Origin of the sequence: Pseudomonas sp. Irchel s3f10, assembly GCF_900187515.1 — a bacterium.
In the GTDB taxonomy this organism is placed as follows: Bacteria; Pseudomonadota; Gammaproteobacteria; order Pseudomonadales; family Pseudomonadaceae; genus Aquipseudomonas; species Aquipseudomonas tensinigenes.
The window spans coordinates 385,736-407,607 of the sequence record NZ_FYDZ01000003.1 but is presented as its reverse complement, the minus strand read 5'-3'; the positions used below and the strand labels follow the sequence as shown (position 1 = coordinate 407,607).

21 protein-coding genes and 1 pseudogene are annotated in these 21,872 nt (G+C 60.7%); 8 read left to right on the top strand and 14 right to left on the bottom strand.

Annotation, left to right across the window (positions count from 1 at the left end; translation table 11 throughout):
* Positions 1–26: 26 nt before the first annotated feature.
* Both CKW17_RS11025 and CKW17_RS11020 read right to left on the bottom strand, forming a co-directional pair.
* Positions 27–482: a YaiI/YqxD family protein gene (locus CKW17_RS11025; RefSeq protein ID WP_007911138.1), complete on the bottom strand. Its 456-nt coding sequence runs from the start codon at positions 480–482 to the stop codon at positions 27–29.
* A 134-nt stretch (positions 483–616) separates the two neighbouring features.
* Entirely contained in the window at positions 617–2,515 is a 1,899-nt protein-coding gene (locus tag CKW17_RS11020) for an FTR1 family protein (protein ID WP_095119856.1), read from the bottom strand.
* Positions 2,516–2,704: 189 nt separating this feature from the next.
* On the opposite strand from CKW17_RS11020, the gene CKW17_RS11015 reads away from it, so the two are divergent.
* The 5 genes from CKW17_RS11015 to CKW17_RS10995 all read left to right on the top strand — a co-directional run bounded on the left by CKW17_RS11015 (position 2,705) and on the right by CKW17_RS10995 (position 7,468).
* The gene (locus tag CKW17_RS11015; RefSeq protein ID WP_095119855.1) at positions 2,705–4,105 is read left to right on the top strand and encodes a COG3014 family protein; all 1,401 of its coding nucleotides are present in this window, start codon (positions 2,705–2,707) and stop codon (positions 4,103–4,105) included.
* A 207-nt stretch (positions 4,106–4,312) separates the two neighbouring features.
* Entirely contained in the window at positions 4,313–5,707 is a 1,395-nt protein-coding gene (locus CKW17_RS11010) for a COG3014 family protein (protein ID WP_095119854.1), read from the top strand.
* Between the two features lie 15 nt (positions 5,708–5,722).
* Complete coding sequence (locus CKW17_RS11005; RefSeq protein ID WP_095119853.1) at positions 5,723–6,097, top strand: YcfL family protein; 375 nt, start codon at positions 5,723–5,725, stop codon at positions 6,095–6,097.
* Positions 6,098–6,133: 36 nt separating this feature from the next.
* Positions 6,134–6,721: a penicillin-binding protein activator LpoB gene (gene lpoB / locus CKW17_RS11000; protein ID WP_016772610.1), complete on the top strand. Its 588-nt coding sequence runs from the start codon at positions 6,134–6,136 to the stop codon at positions 6,719–6,721.
* Between the two features lie 3 nt (positions 6,722–6,724).
* Positions 6,725–7,468 carry a penicillin-binding protein activator LpoB gene (locus CKW17_RS10995; protein ID WP_095119852.1) on the top strand — a complete coding sequence of 248 codons (744 nt, stop codon included), beginning with the start codon at positions 6,725–6,727 and terminating at the stop codon, positions 7,466–7,468.
* 114 nt (positions 7,469–7,582) lie between these two features.
* Here CKW17_RS10995 and rhtB read toward each other — a convergent pair whose 3' ends face one another.
* From rhtB to CKW17_RS10980, 3 genes are all read right to left on the bottom strand, one after another.
* A complete protein-coding gene (rhtB, locus tag CKW17_RS10990) occupies positions 7,583–8,215 on the bottom strand; it encodes a homoserine/homoserine lactone efflux protein (protein ID WP_095119851.1) in 633 nt (210 codons plus the stop codon).
* A 193-nt stretch (positions 8,216–8,408) separates the two neighbouring features.
* Positions 8,409–8,990, bottom strand: coding sequence for a mechanosensitive ion channel family protein (locus CKW17_RS10985; protein ID WP_095119850.1), 582 nt, complete (start codon positions 8,988–8,990; stop codon positions 8,409–8,411).
* Complete coding sequence (locus tag CKW17_RS10980; protein ID WP_095119849.1) at positions 8,990–10,900, bottom strand: ATP-binding cassette domain-containing protein; 1,911 nt, start codon at positions 10,898–10,900, stop codon at positions 8,990–8,992. Before CKW17_RS10980 ends, CKW17_RS10985 begins: the two co-directional genes overlap by 1 nt.
* 50 nt (positions 10,901–10,950) lie before the next feature.
* On the opposite strand from CKW17_RS10980, the gene CKW17_RS10975 reads away from it, so the two are divergent.
* Positions 10,951–11,412 carry a TIGR02444 family protein gene (locus CKW17_RS10975; protein ID WP_095119848.1) on the top strand — a complete coding sequence of 154 codons (462 nt, stop codon included), beginning with the start codon at positions 10,951–10,953 and terminating at the stop codon, positions 11,410–11,412.
* Here CKW17_RS10975 and CKW17_RS10970 read toward each other — a convergent pair.
* Complete coding sequence (locus CKW17_RS10970; RefSeq protein WP_095119847.1) at positions 11,409–12,617, bottom strand: AlgP family protein; 1,209 nt, start codon at positions 12,615–12,617, stop codon at positions 11,409–11,411. The two genes, CKW17_RS10975 and CKW17_RS10970, sit on opposite strands and share 4 nt — an antisense overlap.
* A gap of 192 nt (positions 12,618–12,809) precedes the next feature.
* On the opposite strand from CKW17_RS10970, the gene CKW17_RS10965 reads away from it, so the two are divergent.
* Complete coding sequence (locus CKW17_RS10965) at positions 12,810–13,475, top strand: FKBP-type peptidyl-prolyl cis-trans isomerase (RefSeq protein WP_095119846.1); 666 nt, start codon at positions 12,810–12,812, stop codon at positions 13,473–13,475.
* A gap of 61 nt (positions 13,476–13,536) precedes the next feature.
* On the opposite strand, the gene CKW17_RS10960 is transcribed toward CKW17_RS10965, so the two are convergent.
* From CKW17_RS10960 to CKW17_RS30740, 8 genes and pseudogenes are all read right to left on the bottom strand, one after another.
* The gene (locus CKW17_RS10960; protein ID WP_016985889.1) at positions 13,537–13,995 is read right to left on the bottom strand and encodes an Rsd/AlgQ family anti-sigma factor; all 459 of its coding nucleotides are present in this window, start codon (positions 13,993–13,995) and stop codon (positions 13,537–13,539) included.
* A gap of 183 nt (positions 13,996–14,178) precedes the next feature.
* Complete coding sequence (locus CKW17_RS10955; protein WP_095119845.1) at positions 14,179–14,730, bottom strand: disulfide bond formation protein B; 552 nt, start codon at positions 14,728–14,730, stop codon at positions 14,179–14,181.
* Between the two features lie 218 nt (positions 14,731–14,948).
* Positions 14,949–16,187 carry a heme biosynthesis protein HemY gene (locus CKW17_RS10950; RefSeq protein WP_095119844.1) on the bottom strand — a complete coding sequence of 413 codons (1,239 nt, stop codon included), beginning with the start codon at positions 16,185–16,187 and terminating at the stop codon, positions 14,949–14,951.
* On the bottom strand, positions 16,184–17,326 hold the full coding sequence (locus CKW17_RS10945; protein ID WP_095119843.1) for a uroporphyrinogen-III C-methyltransferase: 1,143 nt from the start codon (positions 17,324–17,326) through the stop codon (positions 16,184–16,186). The genes CKW17_RS10950 and CKW17_RS10945 overlap by 4 nt, the downstream gene beginning before the upstream one ends.
* 16 nt (positions 17,327–17,342) lie before the next feature.
* Positions 17,343–18,104: a uroporphyrinogen-III synthase gene (locus CKW17_RS10940; RefSeq protein ID WP_095119842.1), complete on the bottom strand. Its 762-nt coding sequence runs from the start codon at positions 18,102–18,104 to the stop codon at positions 17,343–17,345.
* Positions 18,101–19,042 carry a hydroxymethylbilane synthase gene (hemC, locus tag CKW17_RS10935; protein WP_095119841.1) on the bottom strand — a complete coding sequence of 314 codons (942 nt, stop codon included), beginning with the start codon at positions 19,040–19,042 and terminating at the stop codon, positions 18,101–18,103. The genes CKW17_RS10940 and hemC overlap by 4 nt, the downstream gene beginning before the upstream one ends.
* Before the next feature lie 138 nt (positions 19,043–19,180).
* A complete protein-coding gene (locus CKW17_RS10930; RefSeq protein ID WP_095119840.1) occupies positions 19,181–19,927 on the bottom strand; it encodes a LytTR family DNA-binding domain-containing protein in 747 nt (248 codons plus the stop codon).
* Positions 19,924–20,064, bottom strand: a pseudogene (locus tag CKW17_RS30740) (sensor histidine kinase); the annotation flags it as partial. The pseudogene CKW17_RS30740 and the gene CKW17_RS10930, both read right to left, overlap by 4 nt.
* A 334-nt stretch (positions 20,065–20,398) precedes the next feature.
* On the opposite strand from CKW17_RS30740, the gene argH reads away from it, so the two are divergent.
* Positions 20,399–21,793 (top strand): argininosuccinate lyase, encoded by a 1,395-nt coding sequence (gene argH / locus CKW17_RS10920; RefSeq protein ID WP_007911110.1) that lies wholly within the window; start codon positions 20,399–20,401, stop codon positions 21,791–21,793.
* Positions 21,794–21,872 lie beyond the last annotated feature (79 nt).

The window sequence follows — 21,872 nt, the reverse complement described above, 5'->3', positions numbered from 1 at the left end:
CTCCTACAAGGGGATTTGTGTAGGGCTTAAGGTTTGCGCGTCAGTCGGGTGAGGATCCGGTCCAGCGCATTGGCAAACGCCTGTTTTTCGCGATCGCCGAACGGTGCAGGTCCACCGCTCATCTGGCCTTGTTCGCGCAGATCGGTGAACAGGTTGCGCACGGCCAGGCGCTCGCCCATGTTCTGCGCATCGAACTCCTTGCCGCGCGGATCCAGCGCCGCGACGCCCTTCTTCACCAGCCGGTCGGCCAGCGGGATATCGCTGCAAATCACCAGTTCACCCGGTACCGCGTGCTCGACCAGATAGTCGTCCGCCGCATCCGGACCGCTCGGCACAACGATCAACTTGACGATGGCCAGCCCCGGTTTGATCTGCGGCTGCCCGGCCACCAGCACCACTTCGAACTGGCGCTTGAGGGCGAACTTCACCACCAGATCCTTCGCCGCCCGTGGGCAAGCATCGGCATCGATCCATACACGCATTTTCTTTACCTCTAAAAGCAAAAGATCGCAGCCTTCGGCAGCTCCTACAGAGTGCGCGTCGCGCCGCAATATTGCGACATGCTACGCCCCTGTAGGAGCTGCCGAAGGCTGCGATCTTTTAAGGGAGCACTCAATCAAGCAGCCGAAACCCGTCGCTTCTCCGCCATCCAACTGCGCCCATACAACACAGCAATCGCCAGAATCGCCACCGCCTGCGCCGTCAACGAATAGGCATCGGCATGAATGCCCAGCCAATCGAATTCAAAGAACGCCACCGGCCGCGTGCCGAAGATCCCGGCTTCCTGCAAGGCCTTCACACCGTGCCCGGCAAACACCACCGACAGCGCACACAGCAGCGCCGCGTTGATGCTGAAGAACAGCGTCAGCGGCAGTTTCGCCGAACCGCGCAGAATCACCCACGCCAGACCCACCAGCAGCACCAGTGCGGTCGCGCCGCCGGCGAGCACGGCGTCATGCCCGGCCGCGCCAGCCTGCAACCACAGGGTTTCGTAGAACAGGATCACTTCGAACAACTCGCGGTACACCGAGAAGAACGCCAGAATCGCGAAGCCGAAACGCCCGCCGCCGCCAACCAGGCTGCTCTTGATGTAATCCTGCCAGGCCGCTGCGTGGCGACGATCGTGCATCCACACGCCGAGCCACAAGACCATGACACTGGCGAACAGCGCCGTCGCGCCTTCGAGCAGTTCACGCTGCGAACCACTGACATCGATGACATACGCCGCCAGCGCCCAGGTGCCCAAACCCGCCAGCAGCGCGAGGCCCCAACCGACGTTGACGCTGCGCACCGCCGATTGCTGGCCGGTGTTGCGCAGGAACGCGAGGATCGCCGCCAGCACCAGAATCGCTTCCAGACCTTCGCGCAGCAGAATCAGTAAACCGGAGATGTAGCTCAGCGACCAGCTCAGACCATCGCTGCCAAGCAGGCCGGCAGACTCTTTCAACTTGGCCTTGGCCGCCTCCAGACGCTGCTCGGCCTGCTCGACCGGCAAGCCGTCCTGCAACGATTGCCGGTACGCCATCAGCGATTTTTCAGTGTCCTTGCGCACGTTGGCGTCGACGTTATCCAGCGAGCTCTCGACCAGTTCGAAGCCTTCCAGATACGCCGCGACCGACAGGTCGTAAGCCTGATCGTGTTCACCGGCGCGGTACGCGGCAAGACTCTTGTCCAGCGTTGCAGCGGTGTAGTCGAGCAACTGCGCCGGGCCACGCTTGACCTGTGGCGGCTGCGCGCGTTGCGCACGGAACGTCGCCGCCGCTTGTGGGCCTTCGGCAGCCTGTACTTCGGCCGGGGTCTGGCGGGCCAGATCGGCGATGTTGTAGCTCTTCTCAGACTTGGCCGCCGCCGGATCGGCGCTGAAGCCGGCGATGTAAGTCGCCAGATCCCAACGCTGGCGATCATCGAGCTGATCGGCAAACGCCGGCATGTCGGTGCCTTCGACGCCTTGGCCGAGGGTGTTGTAGATCGCGTACAGGCTCAGGTGATCCAACCGCGCCGCATCACGCAGATTGGCTGGCGCCGGGCTCATGCCGAGTCCCGCCGGGCCATCACCGGCGCCGCTGTCACCGTGGCACACCGAGCAATTCTGCGCATAGAGCGGTGCGCCGCGGGTCGGATCCGGAGTGATGATCGGTGCCTGGCTGACTTCATACGCCACCGCCAGTTGCGCGCCCAGTTGCCGCGCCTGACGGGCCACTTCGGCGCCGTCCTGCTTCGCGGTGATCGCTGCCTTCAATGCGCTGACACCTTGCTCCAACGCAGCTTTTTCAGGCTTGGCCGGCATGCCGGCGATCAAGCCTTGCAGCGCTTGGGTGAACTCCAGTTGCTCGCGATATTCGGAGTCATCGACCACCTTGCCTGCGGCTACCGTCGGCGGGTAGTCGGCGCTGATGTAGTCGAGCAGGTGCAGCGCTTGCGGTGCGCCTTCCACGGTATCGGCCAGCAGATTGAAGCTGCTCAGGGCAAACAGCGGGAACACCAGCCAGGCCAGAAAACGGGACGAGGCAGTCATGGAGGATTCTCAAATGGAAATGCGAAGTTACATATTGTTCACTTCGAACGCGTTTCCCTCAAGCTTTGTCGACGTAGCGCCAGACATGACGCGAGCCATCGGCCTACAAAAATGCCACATCACTTAGCCACTATTGCACCCTATACTGCGCGACCTGTCGCATTTCCCGCTCAAGGATGAACCCCTTTCATGCGCCATCGCTTGCACTTGCCCCTGTTGATCGCCGCCGTTGTGCACCTGAGCGGCTGCGGTGCGTATCGCAATTACGATCTGGAACTGCAACAGACCACCGATCAGTTCAAGGCCGGCAACATCGACAGCACTCTGTCCGTGATCGAGGCGAACAACCCGGCTGCGGAAAAAGACCTGCTCTACTATTTCGAAAAGGGCACTGTACTGAGTGCCGGCGGCGAGTTTGCGCAGAGCCAGACAACCTGGCGCAGCGCCGAGCAGATGATCATCGAGCGCCAGGACACCATTGAAACCACCGGCGACAAGTTGCTCGCCGCCATGGGCGATCACTGGGGCAGCATCATCAATGACAAGCTGCGCCGCTACGATGGCTACGACTACGAAAAAGTCATGCTGACCACGCAAATGGCCCTCAACCAACTGGCCATGAATGACTTTGACGGTGCTCGCGCCGACATCAAGAAAACCCACGAGCGAGAAGCGCTTATAGCCCGCCAGCGGGAGCTGGAATACGAGCGTGTCGAAGAAGCGGCCAAGGCCCAGGGCGCGCGCGTGCATTACAAGGATCTGCAGGGTTACCCCGTGGTAATGCTCGAATCGCCTGCGGTGATTGCTCTGAAAAACGGTTACCAAAGTGCATTCAGTCACTATCTCGCCGGCTTCACTTACGAAGCGCTGGGCGAGAAAGATCTGGCAGCGCCCGGCTATCGTCAGGCAATAGAACTGCGTCCGGACATGGCGTTTTTCCAACAGGCATTGCGCGACCTCGACAGCCCTGGCTTGAAGGCAGACGAAAGCGATGTGCTGATCATCGTGCAGAGCGGCCTGGCGCCGGCCCGCAGTTCCGTGCGCGTGCCCTACCCGGTGAAGCTCGCGGACGGGCAAGTCATCGTCGCCAATGTTTCGTTTCCTGTGATGGTTCCCGACACCTCGACCCCGGCATTCAATCAAGTGGCTATTGATGGTCGTCAGAAAAAGCTGATTGCGGTCAACAGCATTACCGACATGTCTTTGCGCACCCTGCGTGACGACATGCCGGGCATCATCCAGCGCACAACCTATCGGGCATTTCTGGCGGCCGATGTTCAGGCTACGGACAATCGACGCGATCCGAGCAAAGCCTCCTACGTCACGCACTGGGATGGCTTCGAGCAGGCCGACACCCGCACCTGGCGCACCCTGCCCAACCTCACCCAGGTCGTGCGCCTGCGCCTGAAAAAAGGTGACCACCTGATCAGCCTGCCTAACGCGTCCGGGGCTGCGCCACTGAAAATCCGTATCGACCAGAACCGCCAGGTCATCGGCCTGCGTGCCTTGGGTGATCGGGTGTTTGCCAATGGCAGCGCATTTCAGTCGGATGGGGCGCCGGCAAAGAGCGTGGTATCCAACCTGAAATAAGTAATGGCACAAAACTAACAAGTGCGATTAAAAAGCTATTACATAGCCATCACCGCCTGCTTATAATGCCGCGCCCGCGTTATTGCGATCGGGCATTAAAGCTCCTCAGGTTATGAGGAATTGGCAGGAGGCCAACGCCACTGTCGATGGGTCACACCAGCCCGACCAGCATTCGCGGCTGTTTTACTCCAGGGAAGAAGTACCCCCATGGCATTCCGCGCCCCCACCTTGATCGCGCTCAGCGCCGTCACTCTGCTGTCCGGCTGTTCGGCGTTTCGCAACTACGACTCCGAACTGGCCCAGACCAATCAGCAACTGGCCTCCGGCAACGTCGACGCCGCGCTGACTCTGCTGGAAAAGAACAACACCGGCCCAGACAAAGACCTGCTCTATTACTTCGAGAAAGGTGAGTTGCTGCGCGCCAAGGGTGACCTCTCTGGCAGCCAGAATGCCTGGAGCAGCGCCGATGGGGTGGTCGGTCAGTGGGAAGACGCCGTCAAGCTCGACACCGGGAAGTACCTGGCCCAGTTCGGCAGCTTCATCGTCAATGACAAAGTGCGTCGCTACGAAGGCTACGACTACGAAAAAGTCATGCTGACCACGCAGATGGCCCTGAACCTGCTGGCGGTCAATGACTTCGACGGTGCGCGTACCGCGATCAAGAAGACTCACGAACGTGAAGCGGTGATCGCCGAGTTGCGTGACAAGGAATACCTCAAGAGCGAGGAAGAGGCCGAGAAAGAAGGCATCAAGACTCAGTACAAAGACTTGCAGGGTTATCCGGTCGCCAGTCTCGACGCGCCGGAAGTGGTCGGTCTGAAAAACAGCTACCAGAGTGCGTTCAGCCATTACCTGTCCGGTTTCGTCTATGAAGCCCTGGGCGAAAAAGGCCTGGCTGCACCGGGCTACCGCAAGGCTGCCGAACTGCGTCCGAACACGCCGCTGCTGGAGCAGGCGCTGGTCAACCTCGACAAGCCGAGCAAATCCGCCGACAGCGACATCCTGATCGTGGTGCAAAGCGGTCTGGCGCCAGCCCGTGACTCGATCCGCGTGCCGTTGCCATTGCCGATCTCCAACAACGTGGTGATCACACCGTTGTCGTTCCCGATCATCAAGCCTGACACCTCCACGGCGACTTTCGCGCAGATCGGCGTCGACGGTCAGCAGGTCGATCTGACCGCGCTCAACAGCACCACCGCGATGTCCCGCCGCGCCCTGCGCGACGATATGCCGGGAATCATTGTGCGCACCACCGTGCGGGCGATCACCAAGGGTGTAGCGCAGAAGCAGATCAACGAAACCAACCCGCTGGCCGGTCTGGCCGTCGGTATCTCTTCAGCTGTGCTCGAAGGTGCCGATACCCGTACGTGGCGCACCCTGCCGGATTACACCCAAGTGGTGCGTCTGCGTCTGAAGAAGGGTGAGCATCAGGTTACCCTGCCAAGCGCCGTCGGCGGTTCAGTGGTCAAGGTCACTGTCGATCAGCGTTATCAAGTGATCACTCTGCGCGCCGTGGGCAACCAGGTGTTCGCCGGTGGCCTCGCCGCACACGTCATCCCGAGCGCCGGCGCGACCAACGTCGCCAGCCTCAAACAACCTTAAGAACGGAGTCTTTGCATGCGCTTCAAACTCATCGCCGTCGCCGCCCTCGCCTTGTTGGCGAGCGGCTGCGCCACCCCGCCACCGCCAGAGCCGGGCAGCGCCGCGAGCAAAGTCGTGGCCATGGGTCCGCAGAAACACATCGTCGTCGGCGCCATGCGCGTCGCCCGCGAAAACGGCTTCATGACGGTCAATGTGCAGTTGAGCAACACCCTCAACAGCAACAAGACTTTCTACTACCGCTTCGCCTGGCTCGGCGCGGAAGGCTTCCCGATTGCCGAAGAAGAAGTCTGGAAAAGCCAAATGATGTACGGCGCCCAGACCAGCTTCATTCAAGGCATCGCCCCGACCCCGAAAGCCGTGGACTTCCGTCTGGAAATCAAGACGCCGTAAGCCTGCCACCCTATTCCTGATTTAGAGAGCATCCCCATGTTTGCACGCTTTTCCTGCATCGCCGTTATCGCCCTGCTGGCCTCCGGTTGCGCCAACACTTCGCCGACCCTGGGCAGCAAGAACATCAGCTACGGCGACACCAAAGCGGTTGAAACCGTGACCAACGAATTCGGTTCGACCGACCTGCAAATGATCGCCGAGTCGATGACCCGCTCGCTGGCTCAGTCCGGCATCCTGCAGGGCCGTCCGGTGGTTCAGGTCTACGACGTGAAGAACAAGACCAGCGAGTACATCGATACCCGCGAAATCACCACCAGCATCAAGACCCAGCTGATGAAAACCGGCGTTGCGCGTTTCGCCAGCGACAACAACGCCATGCAGAGCCAGGTTGACCAGCTCAAGCTGCAAAACCAGAGCGGTCTGTACAAGAAGAGCACCGTGGCCAAGACCGGCAACATGGTTGCCGCCAAGTACCGCATCGAAGGCTCGATCAGCTCGATCGTCAAGCGCAGCAGCGACTACAAGGACGTCTTCTACAAATTCAGCCTGCAACTGATCGACGTTGAAAGCGGTCTGGCCGAGTGGATGGACGAAAAAGAGATCCGCAAAACCACGGAGCGTTAATTGATGCGCGCATGGATTGGCATGATGGCCCTGGCTTGCGCGTTTGGCGCGCAAGCGGCCCCGAAAGTCGCGGTGACGGATCTGGCGTATCAGGAACGTGTGGAGCAATACATCCACATCGTTTCGGCCCAGAGCAATCATCGCGAGGGTTACTACAGCTCCAGCGGCTCGTCGAGCTACAACGAGATCGAAGCGAGCACCAGCTACATCGAGCAAGGCGAGTTGCGCAAATTCACCGGCGACATCAAGGGTGAAATTCTGCGTACCGGCATGTTCCAGCTGGTGCAGGGCACGCCGTACACCGCGTCGTCCAAGGGTGACGTCTACGACGTGATCAAGCGCATCAAGGCCGGCAACTTCAAAGGCGCCGACTATGTGCTGTTTGGTACGGTGTCGGACATCGACTTCACTCAGGACATCAATGAGCTGGCGAACACCGACAGCTATTCGGCGGTGCTGGGCCTGACGTTGGTGGCGGACTTCAGCCTGATCAACACCAGGACCTTCGAGATCACCTCGGCCTTCACGGCGATGGGCGAAGCGCAGGACACCAAACTGGTGAACCACCGCGACATCAAGATCTCGCTGAACCGTCCTCGGGTGGTGCGTGACGTGTCGAAGGCGCTGGGTGAGGACGTGGCCGGGCAACTGAGCATGCAGCTCGGTGGCGGCGGTTACGAGCAGCCGCGCGAAGCACCGCAGCGCAACAACCTGCCGCGTGATACCGCGCCGGTGATCTTGCGCTGATGACGGGCCACTGATCATTCCCATGCTCCGCGTGGGAATGCATCCCGGGATGCTCTGCGTCCCAGCCACAAAAAAGGCGACCTGCAAAGGTCGCCTTTTTTCTGCCCGCGATGTTTACGCCGCCGCTTTACGCAACGTTGCCATAAACGCCGCCGCACCGATGAATAGCCCGGCAAACGTGCGGTTCATGCGCTTCTGCTGCTGCGGGGTGCGCAACAGACGCAACACCTTCGACGCCAGACCGGTGTAGCCCGCCATGACGATCAGGTCGACACAAACCATGGTCACGCCGATCACCACGTACTGAATCAACAGCGGCGCATGCGGGTTGATGAACTGCGGCAACACCGCCAGCATGAACACCAAGGCCTTGGGGTTGCTGATGTTCACCAGAAAGCCACGGAATATTAGCGCCAGCGGTTTGCCGATCGGCCGTACAGCCGCGTCATCACTCATGTCCATGGGCAGCGCGCGCCATTGCTTGATGGCCAGATACACCAGATAAGCGACACCAAACCATTTGATCGCATGGAAGGCCGTGGCCGACGCAGTCAGGATCGCGCCAACACCGGCGCCGACAATCGCGATCTGCACCGCCAGGCCAATCTGCAGGCCGAGGGCGTTCCAGTAACCGCGCCAGAAACCGTATTGCAGACCGCTGGACATCGACGCAATGGCGCCAGCACCCGGGGACAGACTGATCACCCAGCAGGCGGCAAAAAACGCCAGCCATGTTTGAAGCTCCATCGCACACCTCGACTCATGCTCGTGACAAATGCCTAAGCTAATGCGGGTTTGAATGGATGACTACCGATTTTTTGCTGAATGTTGCAGGAGCTGCTGAGGGCCTCTTCGCGAGCAGGCTCGCTCCCACATTTGATCGCGGTCTACTGTGGGAGCGAGCCTGCTCGCGAAGGCGCCAGATCAGACGCCGCAGAAATTACTTTTCGAAACCACTCGACGGAAACACATCAGTCCCGCGCCAACGCCGCACCGAACGCTGGAAGAACAAGCTGTTCGGCACCTGCACCATCGCGCTGCCAGTGCCCAATTCCTCAGCCTCGATCAACGTGGTGTAGAGCAGATTGATCGCCACAACCCGGCCTTTGACGCCTGGCTTGTCCGTGGTGTCCACCAGCTCGACGATATCGCCCAACCGAAACGGCCCGACCGTGAAGATCAGAATCGCGCAGAGCAGATTCGACAGCACGCTCCACATCGCAAAGAACGCCACCGCCGCTACCGCGACGAACCCCGACAGCGCCGTCCACAACACCGTGGCGGAGACGCCGAGGCGTTCCAATACGAAGATCAGCGCGCTGCCCATGATCAACCAGCGCAACACGCCACGCAGCGGCATCAACAACTGCGGCGGGAACGGATAGCGCTCGCCCAATCTTGTCAGGCCTTTGGCGACGAAGCGCTGGGTGAGGTAACCGGCCAGCAGGATCAGCAGAATCTGCACCGTGAACCAGACCGGCTCGACCCACACCGCCGGCAGCGGCAGCTTGAACGCTTCCATCAGGACAGCGCCTCCAGCTCCGCCTGCATGCTTTCCAGCACCTCGAGGGCTTCCATCCACGCCTCTTCCAGCTCGCCTTCACGAACCTTCAGCTTGGCCTGCTCGGCGAGCAGATCACGCAATTCATTCTTGCGCGCCGGCTCGTAGATGTCGCTGTCGCCAAGGCTCGCATCGACCTTGGCGAGTTTCTCGTGGAGCTTGCCCAGTTCGGCTTCGAGCTTGTCGGCTTCACGCTTGTGCGGGGCCAGTTGCTGACGCAACGCGGCGGCCGCCTGACGCTGAGCCTTCTTGTCGGTCTTGTCCGGGTTCACCGGGGTGTTGCTGACCGGCGCGTTGCGCTGGCGGTATTCCACCAGCCAGCGTGCGTAGTCTTCGAGGTCGCCATCGAACTCTTCGACCTTGCCATCAGCGACCAGATAGAAGTTGTCGGTGGTGCTCTTGAGCAAATGCCGATCGTGAGACACCACCAGCACCGCGCCGCTGAATTCCTGCAGCGCCATGGTCAGCGCCAGGCGCATTTCCAGATCGAGGTGGTTGGTCGGTTCGTCGAGCAGCAACAGGTTCGGGCGTTCCCAGGCGATCAACGCCAGGGCCAGACGCGCCTTCTCGCCACCGGAGAAATTCAGCACTGGCTCGTCGATGCGCGCGCCACGGAAGTCGAAACCGCCGAGAAAGTCGCGCAGGGTCTGCTCGCGTTCGGTCGGCGCCAGACGCTGCATGTGCAACAACGGGCTGGCCTTGGAATCCAGCGAGTCGAGCTGATGCTGAGCGAAATAGCCGACCACGGTGTTCTCGCCACGGGTCAGGCGCCCGGCGATCGGTGACAGTTCGCCGGCGAGGTTCTTGATCAGTGTCGATTTACCCGCGCCGTTCGGGCCAAGCAGGCCGATCCGCGCACCCGGGGTCAGTTGCAGCTTGACCTTCTCGAGGATGGTTTTGTCGCCGTAACCCAAGCTGGCATCGGACAGGTCGATCAGCGGGCTGGAGATCTTGGTCGACTCGCGGAAGACGAAATCGAACGGCGAATCAACGTGGGCCGCCGACAACTCTTCCATCCGCTCCAGAGCTTTGATCCGGCTCTGCGCCTGACGGGCCTTGGTCGCCTGCGCCTTGAAGCGGGCGATGTAGCTTTCCATGTGCGCACGTTGCGCCTGCTGCTTCTCGTAGGCCTGTTGCTGCTGGGCCAGACGTTCGGCACGGGCGCGCTCGAACGCGGTGTAGCCGCCGCGATACAAGGTGATTTTGCGCTGATCGACGTGGGCCACGTGATCGACGACTTCGTCGAGGAAATCGCGGTCGTGGGAGATCAGCAGCAAGGTGCCCGGATAGCTTTTCAGCCAATCTTCGAGCCAGATGATTGCGTCGAGGTCCAAGTGGTTGGTCGGTTCGTCGAGCAACAACAGGTCCGACGGGCACATTAATGCCTGCGCCAGGTTCAGACGCATCCGCCAGCCGCCGGAGAAATCCCCGACCTGACGATCCATCTGCTCGTTGGTGAAACCGAGACCGGCGAGCAGCTTGCGCGCCCGCGCATCGGCGGTGTAACCGTCGGCGCTGTCGAGTTCGGAATGCAGACGGGCCTGAGCGGCACCGTCGTGCGCCGCTTCGGCGGCGGCGAGGTCACTTTGCACTTCGCGTAGACGCAAGTCACCATCGAGCACATAGTCGACGGCAAGGCGCTCAAGCGTCTCGATTTCCTGGCGCATGTGGGCGATGCGCCAGTCAGCCGGCAGGAAGCAATCACCCGAGTCGGGGTGCAGCTCACCCCGAATCAGGGCGAACAGGCTCGATTTGCCGGCGCCGTTGGCACCGATGAGGCCGGCTTTGTGGCCGGCGTGTAGGGTCAGCTCGGCGTCTTCTAGCAGACGTTGCGGGCCACGCTGTAAAGTCAGGTTCTGAAGTCGGATCATAATGGCGGCGGAGTCTACCAGCTTCGCTCACAACTGGCGCGAGTAGCACGATGTCCTCTGACCTGTGGAGCTTTTCCCTTGCCACCTACGCCCGACCGGGCGTGGAAGACGCCTGCCTGCAACTGCAAACGGCGGGGGCCAATGTCTGCCTGCTGCTGTGCGGCTTATGGCTGGAACAACGTGGCGCAACCTGCGACGAACAACGCGTAAGGCAGCTTCAGGCGCTGACCGGTCAGTGGGATATCGAGGTGGTGCGGCCGCTGCGAACCCTGCGCATGCAATGGAAAGCGCGGGCGGTGGATGACGCGGTTTTGAAAGGCATGCGCGAGCAGATCAAATCACTGGAGCTGGAAGCTGAGCGAGCGTTGCTGTCACGGCTTGAAGGTGTGGCGCAGGAGTGGACGCGAAACGATGCTGGTTCAACAACCTGGCTTGAAGAGTTGGCCGGCACGGTGGCCAGCCCGAACCGCGACGCGCTGCAAGTGCTGCGCGTCGCGGCAACCGACACTTAGGAAGCGCTGGTTGGGTTGTTGCTGGTGCTCGACACAGCGGCTGGCGATGGCGCAGTCGATGGCGTCGAGGTAGTCGCGGCTGGAGCAGCTGCCGATGGCGCAGCCGACGCTGCCGGTGCGGTAGGCTTAGCGGCAGGCGCGGTAGCCGGTTTAGCGGCAGCTGGTTTGGCAACGGCTGGCTTTTTAACGGCTGGTTTGGCAGCTGGTTTGGCAGCTGGTTTGGCAGCAACAGGCTTGGCAGCAGCAGTCGCTGGTTTGGCAGCAGCGGCCGGTTTAGCGGCTGGCTTGGCTGCCGGTTTGGCGGCGGCATTCACGGCTGGTTTGGCAGCAGCTTTTGCTGGTGCTTTTGCAGCTGGTTTGGCGGCAGCTGGTTTAGCGACAGTCTTGGCAGCTGGTTTTGCAGCAGCAGTTTTAGCAGCAGGTTTTGCGGCAGCTTTGGCAGCAGGTTTAGCAGCGGCGGTTTTCGCTGGAGCAGCTTTTGCTGCAGCTGGTTTGGCGGCTGGTTTAGCAGCGGCGGCACGGGTAGCCGGCTTGGCAGCGGCAGTACGCGCAGCAGGTTTTGCCGCCGTGGTTTTAGCTGCTGGTTTTGCAGCGCTCGCCGCAGCAGGTTTCTTCGCTGCAGGTTTTGCGGCCGCTTTGGCAGCTGGTTTTGCAGCGGCTTTCACCGGTGCTTTTGCAGCTGGCTTGGCAGCGGTTTTAGCAGCAGCTTTTGCAGCAGGCTTGGCCGCTGCGGTTTTCGCTGGAGCTTTTGCAGCAGCAGGTTTGGCAGCTGCTTTCTTCGCCGGTGCCGCTGCCGGTTTGGCTGCGCGGGTGGACAATACTTTGCCCACGGCTTCTTGAACGCGACCAACACCCTGAGCCAGTTTCAGACTTTCCTGGGCATCGCGCTTGAGTTGCAGAATGTAGCTGCGAGTGTCGGACTGACGATCCTTCAAGGCATCGAGCAGGTCTTCCAGTTCTTTCACGGCGCCTTTGGCTTTGGTCTGTGCCTTGGCTTTGCCGGCGGCAGCTGCGTCCTGCAATTTGGTGCGGGACTTGTGCAGTTTTTCTTGCGCCTTGCCGCGTTGCTTTTCCAGTTTGGCGAGCAGTTTTTCAGCATCAGCCAAGGCTTGAGAGCAAGCGTTTTCCAGATGCTCGAGCAAGCTGCCCGAGAGTTGTTGGAGTAAGTGCAACGGAGTATTTACAGGCTTCTTGGTGGCCGACATGGTTTACCTCCTGGCTGACGTGAGTGCGGCTCATACTAGACCTCTGCAGTTACCGCCGCTAGGGCATCTTGACAGTATCGATTGCGTTGCGTTGCACCGAATCGAAAATGTTCTGCGTGAAGGCAAAAGCAGTTCACCGTTGCAGACGTTCGCGCTGGCATAATCCACCGCATCTCAGGACGGAGAGTGCCCATGTCGCGCTACTTTTTTTTATCCCTCTGGATGATTTTTTCGGCCGCTCATGCGGACGAAAAAACCACCGCGAATGATGCTCACGATCTGGCCTACAGCCTCGGTGCCAGCCTCGGTGAACGGCTGCGCCAGGAAGTCCCGCAATTGCAGATTCAAGCGTTGGTCGACGGCTTGCAGCAAGCCTATCAAGGCAAGCCGCTGGCATTGAGCGAGGCACGTATCGAGCAGATTCTGGCCGATCACGAATCGCAGAATGCCGAACACTCGGCACAGCCTTCGAGCGACGCGGCGATGGAAAACGAACAGCGTTTTCTCACCGCTGAAAAAGCCAAACCGGGCGTGAAAGAACTGGCCGACGGCATCCTCCTCACCGAGCTGACGCCTGGCACCGGCACCAAGGCCGGCCCCGATGGAAAAGTGCAGGTGCTGTATGTCGGTCGATTGCCCGACGGCACCGTGTTCGATCAGAACACTCAGCCGCAATGGTTCAATCTCGACAGCGTGATTGCCGGGTGGCGCACTGCGTTGCAGAACATGCCGGTGGGCGCGAAATGGCGTCTGGTGATTCCATCGGATCAGGCCTATGGCGCCGACGGTGCCGGCGACTTGATCGCTCCGTTCACACCGCTGGTATTTGAAGTGGAGTTGCGCGGCGCCACCAGTTGAGCAGGCAATAAAAAACGGTGCGCTTTTGGGCGCACCGTTTTTTTTCGATCAGGGAAAAAGATCAGGCCTGAACCGGATCCTCTTCCTTGTGTGCTGTGTGCAGCACTTCAATCAGACAGTCTTCGAGTTCGAAGCGCTCGTGCAGCAGGCCACCGAGTTCCTTGAACTTCTCGGCTACGCACTTGCCTTCATCGCACAGATCGTTGAAGGCGAGCAGCTTCTCGGTGATGACGTCGATGCGCGGATAGATCGTCTCGGCGAGCTCCAGACCGCGCTTGTCGTTGAACGCCTTGGCTTCGCCAGTCAGCTGTTCATAGATTTCGAAGTGCCCGGCCGATACATAATCGACCAACACACCGCAGAATTCCTGCAAGGGCTTGCGGCTCTCGGACAGCGACTCAGGCTGTGCGCCGAGCTTGTCGTAGGCGCCGATCAGCTCTTCACGCTCCTGCAACCAGCGGTCGATCAGCAGATGAACTCCACCCCAGCGTTCCTGAGCATTCTGACAACTTTCGAGCATGGCGATCTCTCTTCCCTTGTGGGTCATGCTGCTCTACACCCGCGCCCCTCTTTTGATTTTGACTTGGGGGACGGCCGGGCAGAGCGTCATCGAGCAACATAAATCCAATGACACGTGCGGGCCAGATTATGCCCGCACGCCTATGGCTTCAAGGTACGCAGGAGATAAAGTTCATACAAGTGTTTAATCCCGCAGCAGCTGCCGGTGCGACGCTTCGCCGCTGAGCGGGCGTTGCAGAGCACTCCAGACCAGCCGTAACAATTGATATACCGCCAGTATCGATACCGCGACAAAGAACAACAGGCTCCACTCCGGGATGCTCAGGTCGAACAGCGTCCAGGATATTTCCGCGCAATCGGTGCCGCCGCTAAACATCCTTTGCAAGGCGCAGATCCAGGGCAGACCACTGAACAATGTCTCGGGGTGCGGGATACATTTGAGCAGTTGCAGCATCGGGTCACTCTGTATCAATACCTGTCGCCAGGCAGCCGTAGTGCCGCCCAGGCTCGCGACCAGCGTCAACAGCCAGTAGAACCACAAACCGACACGCCCGGGGCCGTGCACCGCTGCCATGCCACTGGACACACACAGCAGCGTGAGGAACAGGCGCTGCACCAGACACAGGCTGCACGGCGTCAGACCGACAGCATATTCAAGATAATAGGAAGCTCCCAGAGCAAAGGCCCCCGCAGTGAAAGCCATGAAGAACAAGGAGCGTGAGCAGGCCAACGACATGGCTTTTCCGTAACAGTAGAGACAGACGGTTACGGTAGAGGAAAGCGTGTCAGCCTTTCAAGGCGAGGCCCTGCCGACAGTTCACCAGAGGTGTAGGGAAAACCCGACAGGTTCAAGAGGAAATGGTGTAGCCCGCTGTAGGACTTTGCCTGGGACGATTGCTGAAGTTGAAATTTCAGCCACAAAAGGTAAGCGAGGGAGCGAGCTCCCTCGCCACTTCAGACCTGCGCTGGAACCGGCAACGGCGCGGCCAGCAGGCGTTCGTCCAGCAGACCGAGGCCTTCCTGGAACAACTGATTGCTGCGTTCGGTATCGCCCAACTGTGCAAGCAGGCGCGCCAGCTCTGCACAGGCCTCCGGATTGCGCTGCACACGCAGGCTGCTTTCCAGATAATCCCGCGCTTTACCCCAAAGGCTGGTTTGCAGACACAACCGGCCGAGGGTCAACAGCAAGCTCGGATCGTTCGAATGTTCCTTCAGCCAGCCTTCGGCGGTTTGCAACTGACGGGCCGGATCGCTGCCGCGCACCAGACCATAGAGGCGGGCCAGATGGCTGTCGTACTTGCGCTTGAGGGCAGTGCGCAGCACTTCTTCCGCTTCGACCTGAGCGCCCAACTGCCGCAACTGTTCGGCATACGCCAGCACCAACGGCGGTTCCTGACGCTGTGCCGAGGTGAGTTGCTCCCAGGCGCGCGTGAGCGACTGCAAACCAACGCTGCCATCCTCTTCACGCTGTGCGGCCAGCGACAGGTTTTCACCCCAGGCGCGGCGCTCAAGTTCGGCCAGTTCAGCACGCGGCAGGACTTTGTCCTTGCGCAATTCCGGCAGCAAACGAATCACCGCCGACCATTCGCCGCGCTGCTGATACAAGCGCTGCAACTGACGCAGCGTCTGTGCATTGTGTGGATGCCGATCGTGCATCGCTTGCAGGGTCACCAAGGCACCGTCGGTATCACCACGATCGGTCTGCAACTGCGCATGGCTCAAGGCAATCGCCAACTCTGCCTGCGGCTGACGCTCCAGTGCGCGCTCCAGCAAACGATCGCACTCTTCGTAATTGCCTTGTTCGTTGGCCGCGCGGGCAGCGCCGAGGTAGTACAGCAGCGGCTGGCGCTCGGCCTCAGCCGCTCGATACAGATGACGCTGCGCGCTGGCCCAGCGACCTTCGGCCAGATCCAGTTGACCGTGCTCGATCGCCACTTGCACGCGCCGACTGCGGTTGCGTCGCGACCAGGGATTGACCACGCCAGTGGAGGTCATGACCAGCTCGACCAAGGCCTTGATGCCCCAGATCAGCAGCCACAACACCGCGATCACCGCCAGCGTTGCCCAAAGACTCGCTTCGTAACGGAAGCTCTTGTAGGCAATCAGCACGTAGCCGGAATGCTGGGCCACTGCAAAGCCCAGTGCCGCCGTCGCCGCGATCACCAGAAACACGATCACATACAGGCGTTTCATGGCGTGGCCTCCTGCGCAGTATTGGCCGCAGGTTTGGCAAAGGGTTTCACCGACTCTTCGGCGTTGACGTTGCGTCGCTCAAGGTAGGCTTGCACGGCACTGAGGGTGCCGGCCAGATCAGGCGTCGTGACTGTGACCGGTTCCTTGCTCAACTCACCGACCTGTTCCAGCATCACTTTGCTTTGCGGATTGTCCGGATTGAAATTGCCCTTGAGCACATCGCGCGCTTCGGCCAGTGACTGGGTGTAGACCGGCGCCTGCCCGTTGAGGGCGGCCCACTGCGCCTGCTCCAGTGCCAGGCTCAGCGCCAGGCGCACCTGACTCAGGCTCTGCCCGGCCAGCAGCGGCCGCACATTTTTGTCGGCGTTGAAATCGATACGGATGTAGCGCGAGACCTGATCCCACCACTGCGCCCAACGACTGGCACCGTCACCGTCAGCGGTCAGGCCCAGCAGTGATTCGCCGCGATCCTTGTACTCCGGCGCCAGCTCGGTGAGTTCGATGACTTGATCACGCAGTGCGCCGAGACGCAGGAACAGTCCGGTGCGATCCGGCTGCGCGGTGCTGCGCAGCGCCACCAGGGTTTTCGCCACTTGCTCGCGAGCGGCGAAAGAACCGGGATCGTTTTGCTCACGAAGAATTTCGTCAGCGCCCTGCACCAGCGCTTGAGCACTGCTGATGTCCTGCAACGCCGAAAGACGCAAGCTGGCCAGACGCAGCAGGTGCTCGGCCTCGGCCAGACGCCAGTCCTTGCGGCTGGCGCCGAGAACCGTTTCCAGACGTTGATTAAGGCGCTGTTGATCGCCCTGAAGTTGCGTCACCAGACGCTGGCGCTCGGCAAGTTCGTCGGCCCCCGGCAGCTGCGCGAGGCGCTCGGTCAGGCGCTGCTCATTGAGCTTCAGGCTCTGCGCCTGATCGTTCAATGCCTGCACTTCACCGGACTGCTGCTGAGTATTGGTCTGCAGGTGACGGACCTGCCAGACACCCCAGCCACCGATCGCGACGCCGGCAGCGCCGAGCAACAGGGCGACGATGGCCAGTCCATTGCCTCGGCGCGGCTCTATGGCCGGCGGTGGAGTTTCAACCTGGGTTTCAATCACAGGCTGCACATCATCTTTAGGCAAGGCTGTTTCGCTCACGTATCCATCCTTTGCATTAGAAAACGGGTACGGGATGCTCCCGTAGCGCCGTCAGCAAAGCCGCGGCACTCGCGCCGCGGCAATCCACAACTGTTTGAGCCCCGGCGGCAAATGCCTGCTCGGCGACTCTTGGGCTTGGTACAAACAACGGCAATTGCGCGATTGTCGGCCAGGCATCGCCGGCCATCTGACGCAGGTGCTCGAAACCCTGTCCACTGCTGACCACCAGCCCGTTCAAGCGTTCCGCTTCGATCCGCCGTGGCAGCTCATCCGGGGCATAGGCTGGCAGGTCGCGTCGATACAATTCCAGATACTCGACACTAGCACCAAGCTCGCGCAGGCGCTCGGCAAGTAGCTCGCGCCCGCCCTCCCCGCGCAGGATCAACACCCGCGCACCAGGCTGGCTGACCGCCTCACGCAGACGCGGCAATTGCAGCAAGGCTTCGCTGTCATCACCGGTGGCCGGGAAATTCGCGTCCAGACCGTGATCCAGCAGAATCTGCGCGGTCGCCGCGCCGACACTGAACCAAGGCATCGTCAGCGCAGAACTGCCATCGAGCAGATCCAGCGCAATACGTGCTGCGGGCTTGCTGACGACGATCACTGCGCTGCAACCGGACAGCTGCGCCATCGACTGACGCATTTTGTCAGAGACTGGCAGCGGGACAATTTCCAAAAGCGGCAGGCAACTGCTGAAAATCCCCTGCGCGGCCAACGTCGCGGCCAGCGCCGCACAGTCTTGCGCAGGGCGTGTCAGCAGCAGGCGCCAGCAAGTCACTCGTGACCTGCCTCGCCGTAGACCGCTTTGAGAATGTCGTCGGCGCCCTGGCTGAGCAAGTCTTCAGCGACCTTGACGCCCAATGCTTCGGCATCGGTACGCGGCGCGCGCGCCTCAGCGCTCAGCAGCTTGCCGCCACTCGGTTCACCGACCAGACCACGCAACCACAACTGCTCGCCTTCGAGCACCGCATAGCAGGCGATCGGCACTTGGCAGCCGCCATTCAAATGTTTGTTGAGGGCACGTTCAGCGGTGACCCGCGACGAGGTATCGGCGTGATGCAGCGGCGCGAGCAAGGCGTGGATTTCAGTGTCGGCGCTACGGCATTCAATGCCGACCGCACCTTGGCCACCGGCCGGCAGGCTGTCATCAACGCTGATCGCCGAGGTGATGCGCTCTTCGAAACCAAGACGGATCAGACCGGCCGCCGCGAGGATGATCGCGTCGTACTCACCGGCATCGAGCTTGGCCAGACGTGTATTGACGTTGCCACGCAGGAAGCGGATCTGCAGGTCCGGACGACGGGTCAGCAACTGTGCCTGACGACGCAGACTCGACGTGCCGACAATGCTGCCGGCAGGCAACGCCTCCAGGCTGGCATAGGTGTTGGAGACGAAAGCATCACGCGGATCTTCACGCTCGCAGATGCAGAACAGGCCAAGGCCTTCAGGGAAGTCCATCGGCACGTCTTTCATCGAGTGCACAGCGATATCGGCTTCGTTTTCCAGCAGCGCGGTTTCCAGTTCTTTGACGAACAGGCCCTTGCCGCCGATCTTCGACAGGGGCGAATCAAGCAGCTTGTCGCCGCGACTGACCATGGGCACCAGCGTCACCAGCAAACCCGGATGGGCCGCTTCCAGACGAGCTTTGACGTATTCGGCCTGCCAGAGGGCCAGCGCACTTTTACGGGTGGCGATGCGGATTTCGCGAGAGGACATGGATCAATCCGTACTGAATAGATACGGCGGATAATAACAGCTCAGCCAAATCCACTTTGACTTGAATCAGAGTCGGCACGGCCTCCCTGGCCGGCAATGCCTGGTAAATAGAATGAAGAACCGCCCGGAATGACCGGGTTACAGCCCCTGCATCATCTTGCGCACACCGGCCACATGCCGACGGCTGACGATCAGCGCATCACCATTGAGACCTTTGAGGAACAACTGGAAATGCCCCAGCGGCGTACGTTGCAGCCGCTCGATACGATCGCGGGCGACCAGCGCGTTGCGGTGGATGCGCACGAAGCGTTCACCGAACTCGTCTTCGAGGGCCTTGAGCGGCTCGTCCAGTAATACTTCACCGGCCTCGTGGCGCAAGGTCACGTATTTGTGGTCGGCGATGAAGTAGACCACCTGATCCAGCGGGATCAGTTCGATGCCTTTGCGGGTACGGGCACTGATGTGGCTGCGCGGGCCGGTGCCGCTTTCGGCAGCGGGACGGGTCAGGGCCGAGAGTTGCGTCCGATTGGGACGTTCAGCCCGTTTCAGGGCGTCATGCAGATGTTCAGTTCGCACGGGTTTCACCACATAGCCCACGGCGCTGGCCTGCAGGGCTTCCACGGCAAATTCATCGGGGCTGGTGCAAAACACCACGGCCGGCGGCGTTTCGCGTTCGCACAGACGGGCAGCGACCTGCAGGCCATCGAGGCCTGGCATACGGATATCGAGTAGCACGATATCCGGCTTGTGGCTGTCGATCAGTGCCAACGCCTCTTCGCCATTCGTGGCGCTGGGCTCCAGAACTGTGTAGCCCTCGAGCTCGCTCACCATTCGGCTGAGGCGCTCGCGAGCCAGTGGTTCGTCATCAACGATCAGGACATTCATATTGCGCTGGATTCCTGCGTGAGTCTCGCACAAGGATAGCGTAGACAGGTGAAGTGACGTCCGTCACCGCGATCCACGCTAAGACTAGCCCGAGCGCCAAAAAGTGCCGTACGTCGGCCAGCAATATTTGCCAGTGTCCGGGTCGTACTGCTCAAAGCCCGCTGTTTCCTGCGTTTTTCACGGGGATTGCCGAAGGACAATTACACCCATCCCCTCTTCTTATAGTCGGCGGCCAGACCTTTGCCCGATCCAAGTCACACCGACCCTTATGTCCTACTGTAGACGCTCGTCGGGCCGATATTGCTCAATCGAAAAATATCCTTGCGCAAAACCTCCGGGGCCAGCGCCGACTATGCCGCACACAATGAGAAAAAAACGTATCGACCAGTGTCAGCGACAGGATTGGCAACCCTGTTATTATCCGCGCCAGCGTTTCACGCCTTTTTTCTTCAAGCCGATACGAGCGAATTCATGAGCACTGACAAGACCAATCAGTCCTGGGGCGGCCGCTTCAGTGAACCCGTCGACGCCTTCGTCGCCCGCTTCACCGCCTCCGTCACTTTCGACCAGCGCCTGTATCGCCACGACATCATGGGCTCGATCGCCCACGCCACCATGCTGGCCAAGGTCGGCGTGCTGACCGATGCCGAGCGCGACAGCATCATCGATGGCCTGAAGACCATTCAGGGCGAAATCGAGGCGGGCCAGTTCGACTGGCGCATCGACCTCGAAGACGTGCACATGAACATCGAAGCACGCCTGACCGATCGCATCGGCGTCACCGGCAAAAAGCTGCACACCGGGCGTAGCCGCAACGACCAGGTCGCCACCGACATCCGCCTGTGGCTGCGTGACGAAATCGACCTGATCCTCGCCGAGATCACCCGCCTGCAGAAGGGCCTGCTGGAGCAAGCCGAGCGCGAAGCCGCGAGCATCATGCCCGGCTTCACTCACTTGCAGACCGCACAGCCAGTGACTTTCGGTCACCACATGCTGGCCTGGTTCGAAATGCTCAGCCGCGACTACGAGCGTCTGGTCGACTGCCGCAAGCGCACCAACCGCATGCCACTGGGCAGCGCCGCGCTGGCTGGCACCACCTACCCGATCGACCGTGAATACACCGCGCAACTGCTGGGTTTTGACGCGGTTGGCGGCAACTCGCTGGACAACGTTTCCGATCGCGACTTCGCCATCGAATTCTGCTCGGCCGCGAGCATCGCGATGATGCACTTGTCGCGCTTCTCCGAAGAGCTGGTGCTGTGGACCAGCGCGCAATTCCAGTTCATCGATCTGCCGGACCGCTTCTGCACCGGCAGTTCGATCATGCCGCAAAAGAAAAACCCCGACGTGCCAGAGCTGGTGCGTGGCAAGACCGGCCGCGTGTTCGGCGCACTGATGGGCTTGCTGACCTTGATGAAGGGCCAACCGCTGGCCTACAACAAGGACAATCAGGAAGACAAAGAGCCGCTGTTCGACGCCGCCGACACCCTGCGCGACTCGCTGCGGGCCTTTGCCGACATGATCCCGGCGATCAAACCGAAGCACGCAATCATGCGTGAAGCGGCGCTGCGTGGTTTCTCCACCGCAACCGATCTGGCGGATTATCTGGTGCGTCGTGGTCTGCCGTTCCGTGATTGCCACGAGATCGTTGGTCACGCCGTGAAATACGGTGTCGACACTGGCAAGGATCTGGCCGAGATGAGCCTGGAAGAACTGCGTCAGTTCAGCGATCAGATCGAGCAGGACGTGTTTGCCGTGCTGACCCTGGAAGGCTCGGTGAATGCCCGTGACCATATCGGCGGCACTGCGCCGGCGCAGGTCAAGGCAGCGGTGGTTCGCGGCCAGGCGCTGATCGCCAGCCGCTAACAGCAAAAGCCAAAAGCATCGCGAGCAGGCTCACTCCTACATTGGAATGCGTTCCCCTGTAGGAGTGAGCCTGCTCGCG

Excerpts from the sequence above, each read along its gene's own strand:
- hemC (WP_095119841.1), bottom strand. The coding sequence starts at position 19,042 with ATGTCCTCTCGCGAAATCCGCATCGCCACCCGTAAAAGTGCGCTGGCC.
- CKW17_RS11010 (WP_095119854.1), top strand. The coding sequence starts at position 4,313 with ATGGCATTCCGCGCCCCCACCTTGATCGCGCTCAGCGCCGTCACTCTG.
- CKW17_RS11020 (WP_095119856.1), bottom strand. The coding sequence starts at position 2,515 with ATGACTGCCTCGTCCCGTTTTCTGGCCTGGCTGGTGTTCCCGCTGTTT.
- CKW17_RS10960 (WP_016985889.1), bottom strand. The coding sequence starts at position 13,995 with ATGCTCGAAAGTTGTCAGAATGCTCAGGAACGCTGGGGTGGAGTTCAT.
- CKW17_RS10980 (WP_095119849.1), bottom strand. The coding sequence starts at position 10,900 with ATGATCCGACTTCAGAACCTGACTTTACAGCGTGGCCCGCAACGTCTG.
- argH (WP_007911110.1), top strand. The coding sequence starts at position 20,399 with ATGAGCACTGACAAGACCAATCAGTCCTGGGGCGGCCGCTTCAGTGAA.
- CKW17_RS11025 (WP_007911138.1), bottom strand. The coding sequence starts at position 482 with ATGCGTGTATGGATCGATGCCGATGCTTGCCCACGGGCGGCGAAGGAT.
- rhtB (WP_095119851.1), bottom strand. The coding sequence starts at position 8,215 with ATGGAGCTTCAAACATGGCTGGCGTTTTTTGCCGCCTGCTGGGTGATC.
- CKW17_RS10985 (WP_095119850.1), bottom strand. The coding sequence starts at position 8,990 with ATGGAAGCGTTCAAGCTGCCGCTGCCGGCGGTGTGGGTCGAGCCGGTC.
- CKW17_RS10965 (WP_095119846.1), top strand. The coding sequence starts at position 12,810 with ATGTCGCGCTACTTTTTTTTATCCCTCTGGATGATTTTTTCGGCCGCT.
- CKW17_RS11015 (WP_095119855.1), top strand. The coding sequence starts at position 2,705 with ATGCGCCATCGCTTGCACTTGCCCCTGTTGATCGCCGCCGTTGTGCAC.
- CKW17_RS10975 (WP_095119848.1), top strand. The coding sequence starts at position 10,951 with ATGTCCTCTGACCTGTGGAGCTTTTCCCTTGCCACCTACGCCCGACCG.
- CKW17_RS11005 (WP_095119853.1), top strand. The coding sequence starts at position 5,723 with ATGCGCTTCAAACTCATCGCCGTCGCCGCCCTCGCCTTGTTGGCGAGC.
- CKW17_RS10930 (WP_095119840.1), bottom strand. The coding sequence starts at position 19,927 with ATGAATGTCCTGATCGTTGATGACGAACCACTGGCTCGCGAGCGCCTC.
- CKW17_RS10995 (WP_095119852.1), top strand. The coding sequence starts at position 6,725 with ATGCGCGCATGGATTGGCATGATGGCCCTGGCTTGCGCGTTTGGCGCG.
- CKW17_RS10950 (WP_095119844.1), bottom strand. The coding sequence starts at position 16,187 with ATGAAACGCCTGTATGTGATCGTGTTTCTGGTGATCGCGGCGACGGCG.
- CKW17_RS10955 (WP_095119845.1), bottom strand. The coding sequence starts at position 14,730 with ATGTCGTTGGCCTGCTCACGCTCCTTGTTCTTCATGGCTTTCACTGCG.
- CKW17_RS10970 (WP_095119847.1), bottom strand. The coding sequence starts at position 12,617 with ATGTCGGCCACCAAGAAGCCTGTAAATACTCCGTTGCACTTACTCCAA.
- lpoB (WP_016772610.1), top strand. The coding sequence starts at position 6,134 with ATGTTTGCACGCTTTTCCTGCATCGCCGTTATCGCCCTGCTGGCCTCC.